This is a genomic window from Thermovibrio sp. (assembly GCA_015488335.1).
Taxonomy (GTDB): domain Bacteria; phylum Aquificota; class Aquificia; order Desulfurobacteriales; family Desulfurobacteriaceae; genus Balnearium.
In genome coordinates, this window is record WFNZ01000035.1 from 51,778 (window position 1) to 64,225 (window position 12,448).

The following is a 12,448-nucleotide window of genomic DNA, read 5'->3' on the forward strand; positions in this document are numbered from 1 at the left end:
GTGCAACTTTAGATTAGTCTTTCCAGAAGGCAGGAAGAAGAACCGTCAGTATCGGGAAAACTTCCAGTCTACCGAGAAGCATCTCTACCGACAGAAGGAATTTATCAAAACTGGAAAAGAAGGCAAAGTTGCCGGCCGGACCGACCTTACCAAGTCCGGGGCCTAAACTGGTTATACAGGCTATAGATGCTGAAAACGAAGTGATTAAATCGTATCCAGAAATGGACAATATAAAGCCGAAAAGAAATGTTAAAGAAAAGTAAACAGAAATAAAAGCCCATATAGCATTTAACGTATCTACCTCAAGAACCTTTCCACTTAAATCTATTCTGTAAACAAGCCTTGGGTGGGCAGTTTTTTTCACCTCTCTTGCCATAGTCTTCAACATAACTAAAAACCTAAACTGCTTTATTCCACCGCCAGTTGAACCGGAAGTAGCTCCAATAAGGGAGAGTATCATTAGAAGCGCGAGAATAGCTGGAGGCCAGTTAGAGTAGTCAGTTGAAGCAAATCCTGTAGTAGAAGCTGCTGTAGATACCTGAAAAAAGGCATAGCGGAAGGCTTGAAGTAGCGAACTATAAACACCATTGTTGTAGAGAAGTAGAGTAGCAAAGAGGGTAGAAAGCACAACAATAACCAAAAGAGATTTAACTTCATAGTAGGAAAAGAAGAGTTTGATGCTCTTCTTTTTGAAAGCTCTATAGTAAAGTGAAAGGTTGGTGGCTCCTAAGAGCATAAAAACGGCAATAACCATCTCTGCAGCCGGGGAGTTAAACGCTGCAACACCATCGTTTTTATCTGAAAATCCACCTGTAGCTATTGTTCCAAAGGTATGAATAACCGAATCATAGAGGCTCATTCCACAGAGCTTTAGCAAAACTATTTGCAAAACTGTTAAAGCAAGGTAAACGTAGAGGATAGCCTTTGCTATCTCTTTAACTTTAGGAAGAACCCTCTCTTCAACTGCCTTAGACGACTCAAATCTTATGAGTTGTGCACCGCCGGCTCCAAGGGCAGGAAGGATTGAAAGAGAAAAGACAACAAAACCTATTCCACCTATCCAATGGGTAGTTGAACGCCAGAGGAGAACACTCTTTGGAAGGGCCTCTATATTGGTAAGGATTGAAGCACCAGTTGTTGTAAAGCCGGAAACAGACTCAAAATAAGCATCGGCAAAATGGGGAATGGAATCTGTTTCCATATAGACAAGGGCAGAGAGGGCAGGGAAGAGAAACCAAACCAGAACAACAACTAATATGGCCTCTTTTACCGTTATGTCAGATACGTTTTCCTTTATCTGAAGGGCTATTAGGAAGAGAGCTCCCATCAGTATAGGAGGAAACAGGAAATCTTCGGTTAAACTGTCGTGAACAAGGTAAGAGTAACCTGCTGGTATCAGAAAAGAGAGGGATAGGAAGAAAAGAAGTATTACAACGTACTTAAATATGAGCTGATACCTCAACTCTCCCTCTTCTTAATACAGATAAGTTTGTCTCCTTTCTCAAGGAACGTGTTACCCCTTGCAAGCTCAACTTCTCCGTTCTTCCTTACCGCAACAATTAACCCACAAAAGCCCGAATCTTTTACCTTTTTATTAGTGCTCTTTTCAGGAACTTCCATCTCAACAATCTCAAGGTCTTCAGAGAGTTCAAAAATATCAATAAATTTTTTCCTACTGAGCTGACGGTAAACCTTTGAGGCCAGGAGTTTCCGCGGAATCAGTGGAACGTCTATTCCTATAGACGTAACTATTCCTTCGTACTCTGGATGCATAATAAGTGCAAGGGTTCTCTTTGCTCCCAACTTCTTGCAGAGAACGGCAGAGAGTATATTCTGCTCCTCATCTTCTGTTACTGATACAGTAAGATCTGCCTTCTCAATACCTTCTTCCTTTAGAAACTCTATATCGGAAAACTCTCCGTGGAAAACGTCTACCTTCGGGAACTTTCCAGAAATCTCCTCACACTTTTCCATATTAGAACAGACAAATTTCACCTTAACGGGAAGGTTTGAAAGCTGAGTAAGGAGCTCCTCCGTAAACCGTGAATAGCCAAAGACAAAGATGAGCTTTACAGGGGAATACTCTATACCCAAAACTTCAGCCAGTCGTTCGGCGTCTTCCTCTCTTACGGCAATGTAGAGTATATCGTTAGGGTACATAAAGTTTGTTCCAGATGGAATTATCGTTTTCCCTTCCCTCTCTATCGCAACAATGGTGAAGGGGAGCTTTTCTCTAACTTCTGAGAGCTCCATAATCTGCTTACCTGCCAGGGGATTCTCTGTAGTAAGTTTAAGTTTAAGAATTACAATCCCTTCACCCTCAAGCCTCACAACATCTAAGGCAAAAGGATATTTAACTTGGTTGAGAACCGCCTGAACGGTCTCTGAAAGGATATTCACAACGTCAACCCCAAGGAACTCTTTAACAGGAGGGGAAGAAAACGCCTTATTACTAACTCTTATAATTACTTTCTCTTTGTTGAGGAGAGACCTTAAAAGAATGGCTACAGATAGGTTTTTTTCATCACTCTCTGTGACAACAACAAACAGATCAAATTCTTGAACGTTTTTCAAACAATTGACATCAAGAGCGTTGCAGTTAACCGTCATAACATCGTAACTGTAGGAGAGGTTTTCAAGCTTTGAAGAATCCACATCTATTACAGCAACTTCAAATCCCTCTCTGCTAAGTCTCTTTGCGAGGTAACTCCCAACTACTCCGGCACCAACTATACAGACTTTCAACTATAATTCCCCCGCTATGAAAAGTTCACTGCTAAAATCGGTAGGTATTGTATCACTGTCAATTTTCGGAAGCAGAGTTTTGGGACTTTTAAGAGATATTGTTATTGCCTCAACGTTCGGAGCAGGAGCTCTCACAGACGTCTTCTTCGTTGCATTCAGAATTCCAAACCTGCTGAGGAGGATTTTCGCAGAAGGTTCTTTTAACGCAGCTTTCGTTCCTGCGTTTACAAAAAAGCTAAAAGAATCAAAAGGGAAAGCGGAAGTTTTAGCAGGTCAGGTTTTCGGAGCTCTCTTAGTTCTTTTAACGCTAACCGTTGTTTTGGGGGAAATTCTTGCTCCTCTTATCGTAAAGGTTGTGGCTCCCGGGTTCAGCGGTGAGAAGTTCGCCTACGGAGTGAAGCTCCTGAGGGAGATGTTTCCATACATAATGCTCGTGAGTTTGACAGCCTTTCTCGGGGGAATCCTTAACAGCTTCAACCGTTTCTTCGCTCCGGCTTTCTCAACAGCCCTCTTCAACCTCTCTCTCATCTTTTCGGCACTTTTTCTCTCCGGGGAGCTCTCTGTAGAGTCCCTCTCAATCGGCGTTCTAATCGGTGGAGTCCTTCAGGTTCTTCTTCAGGTTCCGTTTTTAAAGAGCATCAGCTTTAACCTCAGGCCAATCTTCAGGCTATCTGAGGAGGCAAAAAAGGTTCTAATAAACACCGTTCCGGGAATTTTCGGGTTTGCCGTCCGCCAGCTCTCTATGTTGCTCGATACGGTAATAGCCTCTTTCCTCTCCTCAGGAGCAATCTCTTACCTCTACTACGCCAACAGGTTCGTTCAGCTTCCCTTAGGTATGTTTGCAATAGGCCTCTCTCAGGTTCTACTCCCGAGGCTCTCAAGGAAATTAGGAGAGAAGGACTACCACAGCGAGCTTGAGGCTGGAATTCTCCTCTGCTCTGCAGTCGTTATCCCGTCGGCAGTCGGCCTTATCCTTTTTGGAAAACCCATAGTTGACCTTGTTTTTAACCACGGAGCCTTTACGGAAAGGGACTTAATAGGAACTTACTCAGTCCTTGTCTGCTACTCTTTAGGGCTCTTCTTCTTCTCTATGGAGAAAATAGTCTCTAACGTTTACTACTCTTTAGAGGAGTTTAAGATACCGGTAAAGGTTGCAGCCTACACGCTGGTTTTTAACCTTATCGTCAACCTTATCCTCTGTTTTGGATTGGGAATGGGAGCTCCCGGCTTAGCCCTCGGAACCAGCTTAACCTCTCTCCTTAACCTTTTCGTCCTGCTGGCAATTTTAAGGAGGAAATTTGAAATTGACGTTGTCAGAATGGTTCTGGAGAAGGGAATCAGATACTCCTTCCTTTCCATTCCCGTGGGAGCTCTCTCTTTTCTTGGAAGTTCAGTTTACTCAGAAAACTGGAACATTTTAGAGAAAACTTTTGCTGTTTCATTGATAATTGGGGGAGCGGTTGTTGTTTACGGAGCTCTCCTCTTCTTTATAAAAGACCCAGTTATCCAGAAGCTCAAGGAGGTTTAAATGCACCCGATACTCTTTAAAATCGGCCCCATTACCATCTACACTTACGGAGTGATGGTTGCTTTAGGGATTTTCTTCGGCTCCCTCGTCTTAGTTAAGCTCTCAGAGAGGGAGGGAATCAGGAGGGAAGACGTTGTTGACATAGCATTCTGGAGCATCGTTGCAGGCTTCATTGGTGCAAGGCTCTTCTTTTTCCTCTACAACCCAGAGTATCTAAAACCCTGGTATAGAATCTTCTTCGTCTGGGAAGGGGGACTTGTCTGGTACGGTGGGGTGGTATTTGGAGCTCTCACCGCCATCTACTTCATCGTAAAGAGGAAAATCCCCGTCTGGAGGTTTGCAGACGCAATAGCAATTGCCCTCTCAGTTGGCCTCGGTTTTGGAAGGATAGGCTGCACCATGGCCGGATGCTGCTACGGAAAGGTGTGCCACGCCCCCTTTGCCATCGTCTTCACAAATCCCCACTCTGCAGCCCCTTTAAACGTTCCCCTCTGGCCAACAGAACCAATTTCCTCAGCCGCCAACTTCCTCATAGCATTTATCCTCTATCTCCTTTATAAAAGGAGAAAAACTCCGGGGGAAATTTTCGGTTTCTATTTGATTTTCTACGGAATTTTCCGGTTCTTGATAGAGTTTGTGAGGGCAACCCCAAAAGAGATACTTGGAACCTTCAGCAACAACCAGGTAATAAGTATTATAATGGTCGCCGCAGGAATAGTTATCGTTATCTACAGGAGAAAAAGAACGGAGGAAGTATAAATGGGAAGGTTTGCCTACTTTGAGGGAAGGTTTGTCCCCATTGAAGAGGCCAACATAAACATACAGACAAACTCTTTCCACTACGGAACGGCAGTTTTTGAGGGGATAAGGGCCTACTGGAACGAGGAGAAGAAACAGCTCTTCGGCCTCTTCGTTAAGGAGCACTACGAAAGGATGCTTGCAAACTGCAAAATCCTGAACCTGAAGGTTGAAAAGAGCGCAGAGGAGCTCACAGAAATCACAGTTGAGCTCTTAAGGAAGTGTGGCCACAAGGAGGATACATACATAAGGCCCATAGCCTACTTTGCAGATCTTAAAATCTCTCCAAAGCTCGTAGGCTACAGAACGGAAATCGCCATTTACACGGTTCCCCTGGGAGACTACTTAGACCTCTCAAGGGGGCTAAAGGCAAAAACCTCAAGCTGGCACAGGATAAACGACACGATGATTCCTGCAAGGTGTAAGGTTGCAGGAGCATACGTAAACAGCGCCTTTGCAAAAACCGAAGCACTCTTGAACGGATACGACGAAGCCATAATGCTCAACCCCGACGGAACTGTGGCAGAGGGAAGCGGAGAGAACGTATTTATAGTGAGGAACGGAAAACTGATAACTACTCCATCGGCCTCAAACATCTTAGAAGGAATCACGAGGAATGCAGTAATTGAACTTGCAAGGAATGAATTAGGAATAGAGGTTGAAGAGAGACCCATCTTAAGGAGCGAACTCTACGTTGCAGACGAAGTCTTCTATACGGGAACGGCAGCACAGGTTGCTCCGGTTGTTCAGGTTGACCACGTTGTTATAGGAAACGGAGAGATAGGTCCCATTACAAAAAGGCTTCAGGAGGTTTACTTCTCAATAGTTAAGGGAGAGAACGAAAAATACTCCCACTGGCTAACTCCCGTTTACTGATTCAAGATGAAAGTAAGGCTTTCCGATGCAGAGTTAAGGGCAATAAAGGAAACTGTAAGGGAAGTTTTTGGAGAAAGGGCAAGGGTCTGGCTCTTTGGCTCAAGGGTTAGAAAGGAACTTAAAGGTGGAGACATTGACCTGTTTATTGAAGTTCCCAAAGGGGAGAGGAACCCTGAGAAGAAGGTTAAGTTCCTTGTAAAGCTTAAGGAGAGGATAGGGGAACAGAAAATTGACCTGATTGTGAAAGAGGAGGGGGAGAGCGATTTTATATCTTTAGAAGCAAAGAGGACAGGAGTTGAACTTTGAAAGACTTGCGAAGGGTTTTAAGGGAGATAGAAAAACATAAGGAACGGCTCTTATACGCAAAAAATAAGATAGAGAAATGGGGAGAACTCTCTCCTCAAACCCTTGAAGACCCGGAAAAAGTTGAAACGATAGACTCTTTCATTTTCAGGTTCTCAAAACTTCAAGACTCAATAGGACAGAAACTCTTTCCTCTAACCCTTGAGTTTTTAGGAGAAGAGGTAAGAAGTAAACCGTTTATCGACATACTGAACCGCCTTGAACAGCTTGAGCTGATAGAGTCGGCAGAGAAGTGGAAAGAGCTGAGGGAGCTCCGCAACCCCTTAACCCATACATACCCCTGGGAAAAAGAGGAGCTCATTGAAAACCTTAAGCTTGCCCTTAAAAGGTCGGAAGAGCTCGTGTCAACCCTTGAAAGATTCAAAGAGTTCCTGCGAAAGAGAGGTTTGAAAGCTTGAAATTAAAAGTCTCCGTTCCTGAAGGGAAAACTCTTTATCAGGTTCTCAGGGAAAAGGGATTTATGCGCTCCGCCTACTGCGGAGGCAGGGGAATATGCGGAAAGTGTATCGTTAAGGTAGGCGAGAAAGAGGAACTTGCCTGTCTGCTCTTCGGCCCCTTTGAGGGGGAGGTGGAAATCCCTGAGGAGAACCTGATTTCAAAGGGAGAAGCTCTCCCCGACATCCCCGTTGAAAGCAGAGAAGGGTTTGGAGTTGCCGTTGACCTTGGAACAACAGGCGTTGAGGCGGCACTCTTTGACCTCTCAAACGGTAAGTTCATAAAAAGCCTGAAAACCCTCAACTTCCAGTCTGCGTTTGGAGCAGACGTTGTAACGAGGGTTGAGCTTGCAAGGGAGAACTACGGCAAGGAGAGGGAGCTCCTCTTAAAAACTCTCTCGTTCCTGTTTAAGGAGCTGGGAACTCCTGTAAAAGAAGTAGTGGTCGTCTCAAACTCCGTCATCCACCACTTCCTCTTAGGGCTTCCCGTTTCAGGGTTTGAGAGGTTTCCCTTTAAACTTGAACTTGAAGAGGAGGTCTATACAACGGGAAGAGAGCTGGGGTTAGAAGGGTTTGAGGAGATCGTTTTTTACGTTCCACCGCCGTTAAAGAGCTTCATAGGTTCAGACTTCCTCTCAAACCTCTTAGTTCTAACGAAGGAGAGCTCCAACTTTGGAGTTGCAGACCTTGGAACAAATGCTGAGATGGGCATCTGGAAAGAGGGCGAAGGGGTTGCAGCTTCAGTCCCTGCAGGACCTGCCTTTGAAGGGGTTGGCCTCTTCTCCGGAATGAGGGCCGTTGAAGGAGCCATATACAAGGTCTTCTTTGACGGAAGGGACTTTAGGTTTCTGACGATTGGGAACAGAGAACCGTTAGGGATATGCGCAAGCGGCTACTTTGACCTGATTTACCTCTTAAAGAGCTTCAGAGTCCTGACAGAGGAAGGAACGATAAGAGCAGAGAACATCCCGCCACTGATAGCCCAGAGGATAAAGGAAATAAACGGGGAAAGGGCCTTTGTCCTATATGAAACCGAAGATGTCCTGATTGCCTTGACTCAAAGCGACATCAGGAAGTTCCTCCTGGCAAAGGGAGCCGTTTACGGAGCTTTCAAAACCCTCTCAGAGGAGGCGGGAGCTCCAGAAGAACTCTTCTTCTCCGGAGCCTTTGGAAGCCACATAGACAGAAGGAGCGTTAAGGGGCTGAAACTGATTCCGGGGAACTTCCCCGAGCCCGTCGCAGCCGGAAACTTAGCCCTTAAAGGAGCCTCACTGCTCCTTGGAAGGAGAGAGGAGAGGGAAAAAATTAAGGAGATAAAGAGGGCTGTTCAGCCCGTTGAGCTTGCAACGAACAAAACCTTTGAAAAGGCCTACATTGAAGGGATGGAGCTGTGAGACCCCTAATAAAAGGAAGAAATTTGGTTTACAGAGTTAACCCCAAAGACATAGCTTTTATAAACGCCGTTTTTGAGTGGTTCCACGAAGTTGCAACGGTCAGAACCAGAGACCCGAAAGAGGGACTGATAGAGCTCTGGATAGCCCCCGACTTCTTTGACGATGCGATGAAGGCAGTTGAACACCTTAAGAACTTCGTTGATAAAATGGAGTTCGTAGAAGAGGTGGGAGATAACTGGTGGAGAGAATAGAGGAGGTCAAGTTGGAGAGGAGAAAGAGAAAAGGTTTTACGCTCCTTGAGCTGATGATTGTAATCATCATTTTAGGAATGCTTGCAGGTCTCATAGGACTCAAGCTCATAAAGAGGGGGGAAGAGGCAAAGGTTACCCTCACCCAGGTTCAGATGAAGAATTTAGAGGAAGCCCTGAACCTCTACAAGCTCCACAACTCACTCTACCCTACAACTGAACAGGGGCTTAAAGCCCTGGTTGAGAAACCGAAAATTGAACCGATACCTAAAAACTGGAAAGGGCCCTACATAGAGAAAGTTCCAAAAGACGCCTGGGGGAACGACTTTATCTACATCTCAGACGGTAAACACTTTACACTCATCTCCCCCGGCCCCGACGGAGAAGAGGGGACAGACGACGACCTGAAGGTGAGCCAGTAATGGTCGTCTACGGCGTAAACCCCGTTGCAGAGGCGATAAGGGCCGGGTATCCGATACTGAAGATTTACGTTGACGAGCACTTCAGGGACAGGGAAAAGGTCTTAAAACTTGCTAAAGAGAACGGAATAAAGGTAGTTAAGGCCTCTAAGAAGAAGCTGAAGGAAATTTCTAAAACGGAAAAACACCAGGGGATTGTTGCCATCGTCTCCCCCGTTGAGCCCGTTGATTACGGGGAGCTTGTTGAAAAAACGATTTCTGAAAACGGTTATCTCCTCTTTTTAGACCGGATAGAAGACCCCCACAACCTTGGAGCTCTCTTCCGTTCGGCAGATGCGTTCAGAGTAACAGGAATAGTTCTTCCTAAAGACAGGAGCGCAACGATAACAGAAACGGTTGTTAAAGCATCAACAGGAGCGGTTTTCTACGTTCCTTTTTCTGTTGTAAACAGCTTTTCAACAGCCCTCAAAGAGTTTAAGGAATCGGGTGGCTGGCTTGTCGGCCTTGAGGCAGGGGGAAAACCGCTCAGTAAGTTCAGCTTTCCCTTTCCTTTAGGACTTGTTGCAGGTTCAGAAGGGAGGGGAATTTCAAGGAGCACGATGAAGCTCCTTGACGAAGTTGTTGAGATAGAGATGGGAGGACACGTTAACTCTCTCAACGTCTCAAACGCCGTAGCAATTGGACTGTATAGAGTTTTCACAGAAAGGTTCATTTTAAACGGCTGAAAAACTAAATTATTCTGGGAATAAAATCGGAACTTCAGGAGGAGAGATGGAAGAGCTCAAGGGTAAGCTTGTCTTTGTTCAGACCTCAGGAGGAGAAGGCGCAGTTCCAACCTCTGGAATTTTAGGAGTGGTTGAAGAGATTACCCCCGAGTTTGTAAAGCTCAAGGAAGCCGGAGTTTTTGCACTTCTTCCCACAACAAAGGGAGCTCAGGCAACAATCATGCCCCTTGACCCAACGGCAAACGAGCCTGTAGAGGCCTACCTGGTTAAGTCTCAAATCGTTGCAATCGTTCCCGTTGGAGACAGGTCAAGGCTCAAGGAGTTCCACCAGCAGTTTAAGGCCGCCGCTGCCGGAATAGAGCTCCCCAGCGCCGGAGCAATAGATATGTCTAAACTGAAAGAATTTCCAAAAGGCGGAGGAAACAAGGGAGGGCTCTCCATAACTTAGTGGGGAGTCCCTTTCCCCACTTTCAGGAAAAGAGATGAACGTTGAGTTTGAAGATCTGCTCTTCTCACTACCCTTTCCAGCGGTAATAACCGACGAGCTTGGGAAAATCCAGAAGGTTAACCAGAAGTTTGAGTCCCTATCAAACAGGTCGTTCAAGTTCCTGAAAGGGAGAAACATTTCTGAGGTTTTAAGGATTGAGGAGCTCCCCTCCCTCATAGAGAAATCCTACAGGGAGACGATAGAGATAAGGGGCTTCAGGAAAGGAGAGCTCATCTTCCACATCTCTCCTCTCTTCACGCCGTCAAAAAAGGTCGGAGTTGTAGTTCTCATAGAGCCGTGCAGCCTCTCACCCTTTGAGGAGGACATAACGCTGTTCCTTAAAGGCCTCTCCCACGAGATAAAGAACCCTTTAAGCGGGATAAAGGGAGCTGCAAAACTCTTCAAAGAACTGAAGAGCTACGATGAGGAGCTTGCACAGGTTATAGTTGACGAGGTTGAAAGGATAGAGAGGCTCTTAAAGGACATCACAAGGAGCTTTGACTTCTCAAAGCTCTCTTTCAGAAACGAGAACATCCACAAAATAATCCAGCAGGTCTTCAACCTCTTTGCACATCAGATTAGTGAAAAGGGTATTAAGGTAAACTTCCTCTTTGACCCGTCCCTGCCGGAAGTTCCCGTTGACGTTGATAAGATGACTCAGGCAGTCTTAAACGTTGTTAAAAACGCCATAGAGGCCGTTGAGGAGTCTGAGGTTAAAGAGATAACAGTTGAAACGGGATACGCCATAAGGCCGTCGGGGTTTATCTTCATAAAGGTTAAAGACACCGGAAGAGGGATGGACGGGGAGGAGATTAAGAAGTTCGGCCTCCCCTTTTTCACGACGAAGGAAAAGGGCTCGGGGCTGGGAAGTTTTATAGTTAAAGAGGTCATAAAGGGCCACGGTGGGGAGGTTAAGGTGGAGAGCTCCCCCGGAAAAGGCACGTCGGTTAAACTTCTAATCCCGATGAAGAGGTAGTCTTGGCAAGGATACTGATTGCAGACGACGAGAAGAGCATAAGAATAGTCCTTAAGAAGTTCCTCACTTCCCGGGGACACGAGGTTTTAGAGGCTGAAAACGGGAAAGAAGTCCTTGAAATCCTGAAAGAGGAACCGGTTGACCTTGTCTTCTTAGACCTTAAGATGCCCAAACTCGGCGGCCTTGAAGTCCTTGAGAAGGTAAAAGGAGTTCCCGTTGTTGTTCTAACGGCCTACGGAACTATGGACTACACCGTAAAGGCTATAGAGCTTGGGGCTGCAGACTACATAACAAAACCTTTTTCATTTGAGGAGATAAGCGAAGTCCTGAAGAAACTCTTAACAAAGAGGGAGGAAAAGGGAAAGGAGAAAGAGCCGGAGTCGGGAATTGTCGGAAGCAGCAAGGTTATGCAGGAGGTCTTTAAGACCGTTGCAAAGGTTGCAAGGAGCTCCATAACCGTTCTGATAACGGGGGAGAGCGGAACGGGGAAAGAAGTTATAGCAAGGGCCATCCACAACTACTCAGACAGGAGAAACAAGCCCTTTGTTGCCGTCAACTGTGCAGCCCTCCCTGCAAATCTCTTAGAGGCCGAGCTTTTTGGATACGAAAAGGGGGCATTTACGGGGGCAGTCTCCTCAAAGAAGGGCCTTTTTGAGCAGGCAAACGGCGGAACCATATTCCTTGATGAGATAGGGGAGCTCCCCCTGCCACTTCAGGCAAAACTCTTAAGGGTTCTTCAGGAAAAAGAGATAAGGCCAATTGGAAGCGAAAGGAGCAGAAAAATAGACGTAAGGGTGATAGCGGCAACAAACAGGAATTTAGAAGAGGAGGTTAAAAAGGGAACGTTCAGGGAAGACCTCTACTTCAGGCTCAACATAGTTAAGATAGAGCTCCCCCCTCTAAGGGAGAGGAAGGAGGACATCGTTCCACTTGCCCACCACTTCATAAGGCGCTTTTCAAAGGAGTTCAAGCTACCCCCGAAAGAGCTGTCGGCAGACGCCGTTGAGTTCCTCCTCTCCTACCACTTCCCGGGAAACGTGAGAGAGCTTGAGAACATGGTTCTGAGGGCAATGGTTCTCTCCCCCTCAAACCTCATAACGGCAGAGGATTTAAAGAGGCAGGCCTACCAGGAAGCTCCAACCCTTGAGAGTTTGATAAGAGAGTTTGTTCTAAAGGTCTTCTCCGTTGAACAGAAGGAGAAGAACAACCTTTACGACATTGTTGTAAAGGCGGCCGAGAGGGCAGTAATCTCTGAAGTCCTCAAGAGGTGCAACTTTAATCAGGTAAAAGCTGCAAAAGTTCTTGGAATCCACAGGAACACGCTGAGGAGGAAGATAAAGGAGCTGGGGATAGAGCTATCTTGACAGAAATCAATTTCTTCATTGGCATCTTGGAATAAATTGATTATAGATATAAAATAAGCTGAGATCTTTCAGATAATGCGAAAGGTGAAAT

General features: G+C 45.8%; 14 protein-coding genes. 12 read left to right on the forward strand and 2 right to left on the reverse strand.

Annotated elements, in window-relative coordinates; genetic code table 11:
- Positions 1-13 precede the first annotated feature (13 nt).
- Together F8H35_RS04380 and trkA are read right to left on the reverse strand one after the other, a co-directional pair.
- Positions 14-1,462, reverse strand: coding sequence for a TrkH family potassium uptake protein (locus F8H35_RS04380; RefSeq protein WP_472572331.1), 1,449 nt, complete (start codon positions 1,460-1,462; stop codon positions 14-16).
- Complete coding sequence (gene trkA / locus F8H35_RS04385; RefSeq protein ID WP_472572332.1) at positions 1,459-2,745, reverse strand: Trk system potassium transporter TrkA; 1,287 nt, start codon at positions 2,743-2,745, stop codon at positions 1,459-1,461. Before trkA ends, F8H35_RS04380 begins: the two co-directional genes overlap by 4 nt.
- A gap of 16 nt (positions 2,746-2,761) precedes the next feature.
- Here trkA and murJ point away from each other — a divergent pair, with 16 nt between their 5' ends.
- From murJ to F8H35_RS04445, 12 genes are read left to right on the forward strand one after another with little or no spacing between them, the layout of a single operon-like run.
- Complete coding sequence (murJ, locus tag F8H35_RS04390) at positions 2,762-4,273, forward strand: murein biosynthesis integral membrane protein MurJ (RefSeq protein WP_472572333.1); 1,512 nt, start codon at positions 2,762-2,764, stop codon at positions 4,271-4,273.
- On the forward strand, positions 4,274-5,032 hold the full coding sequence (lgt, locus tag F8H35_RS04395) for a prolipoprotein diacylglyceryl transferase (RefSeq protein ID WP_472572334.1): 759 nt from the start codon (positions 4,274-4,276) through the stop codon (positions 5,030-5,032). It abuts the gene before it with no gap.
- The gene (locus F8H35_RS04400) at positions 5,033-5,947 is read left to right on the forward strand and encodes a branched-chain amino acid transaminase (RefSeq protein WP_472572335.1); all 915 of its coding nucleotides are present in this window, start codon (positions 5,033-5,035) and stop codon (positions 5,945-5,947) included.
- A 6-nt stretch (positions 5,948-5,953) separates the two neighbouring features.
- Positions 5,954-6,253, forward strand: coding sequence for a nucleotidyltransferase domain-containing protein (locus F8H35_RS04405; RefSeq protein ID WP_472572336.1), 300 nt, complete (start codon positions 5,954-5,956; stop codon positions 6,251-6,253).
- Positions 6,250-6,708: a hypothetical protein gene (locus F8H35_RS04410; protein ID WP_472572337.1), complete on the forward strand. Its 459-nt coding sequence runs from the start codon at positions 6,250-6,252 to the stop codon at positions 6,706-6,708. The genes F8H35_RS04405 and F8H35_RS04410 overlap by 4 nt, the downstream gene beginning before the upstream one ends.
- Positions 6,705-8,138, forward strand: coding sequence for an ASKHA domain-containing protein (locus F8H35_RS04415; protein ID WP_472572338.1), 1,434 nt, complete (start codon positions 6,705-6,707; stop codon positions 8,136-8,138). Before F8H35_RS04410 ends, F8H35_RS04415 begins: the two co-directional genes overlap by 4 nt.
- A 23-nt stretch (positions 8,139-8,161) precedes the next feature.
- On the forward strand, positions 8,162-8,389 hold the full coding sequence (locus F8H35_RS04420; protein ID WP_472572339.1) for a DUF4911 domain-containing protein: 228 nt from the start codon (positions 8,162-8,164) through the stop codon (positions 8,387-8,389).
- Positions 8,377-8,808 (forward strand): type II secretion system major pseudopilin GspG, encoded by a 432-nt coding sequence (gene gspG, locus F8H35_RS04425; RefSeq protein ID WP_472572340.1) that lies wholly within the window; start codon positions 8,377-8,379, stop codon positions 8,806-8,808. The genes F8H35_RS04420 and gspG overlap by 13 nt, the downstream gene beginning before the upstream one ends.
- Entirely contained in the window at positions 8,808-9,530 is a 723-nt protein-coding gene (gene rlmB, locus F8H35_RS04430; protein ID WP_472572341.1) for a 23S rRNA (guanosine(2251)-2'-O)-methyltransferase RlmB, read from the forward strand. Before gspG ends, rlmB begins: the two co-directional genes overlap by 1 nt.
- A 46-nt stretch (positions 9,531-9,576) precedes the next feature.
- Entirely contained in the window at positions 9,577-9,978 is a 402-nt protein-coding gene (locus tag F8H35_RS04435) for a hypothetical protein (protein ID WP_472572342.1), read from the forward strand.
- Between the two features lie 34 nt (positions 9,979-10,012).
- Complete coding sequence (locus F8H35_RS04440) at positions 10,013-10,993, forward strand: two-component system sensor histidine kinase NtrB (protein ID WP_472572343.1); 981 nt, start codon at positions 10,013-10,015, stop codon at positions 10,991-10,993.
- 2 nt (positions 10,994-10,995) lie between these two features.
- Positions 10,996-12,357, forward strand: coding sequence for a sigma-54-dependent transcriptional regulator (locus F8H35_RS04445; protein WP_472572344.1), 1,362 nt, complete (start codon positions 10,996-10,998; stop codon positions 12,355-12,357).
- The last annotated feature ends 91 nt before the right edge of the window (positions 12,358-12,448 follow it).

Coding starts and splice junctions, on each gene's coding strand:
- lgt (WP_472572334.1), top strand. CDS start 4,274: ATGCACCCGATACTCTTTAAAATCGGCCCCATTACCATCTACACTTAC.
- F8H35_RS04435 (WP_472572342.1), top strand. CDS start 9,577: ATGGAAGAGCTCAAGGGTAAGCTTGTCTTTGTTCAGACCTCAGGAGGA.
- F8H35_RS04440 (WP_472572343.1), top strand. CDS start 10,013: ATGAACGTTGAGTTTGAAGATCTGCTCTTCTCACTACCCTTTCCAGCG.
- F8H35_RS04405 (WP_472572336.1), top strand. CDS start 5,954: ATGAAAGTAAGGCTTTCCGATGCAGAGTTAAGGGCAATAAAGGAAACT.
- murJ (WP_472572333.1), top strand. CDS start 2,762: ATGAAAAGTTCACTGCTAAAATCGGTAGGTATTGTATCACTGTCAATT.
- F8H35_RS04400 (WP_472572335.1), top strand. CDS start 5,033: ATGGGAAGGTTTGCCTACTTTGAGGGAAGGTTTGTCCCCATTGAAGAG.
- rlmB (WP_472572341.1), top strand. CDS start 8,808: ATGGTCGTCTACGGCGTAAACCCCGTTGCAGAGGCGATAAGGGCCGGG.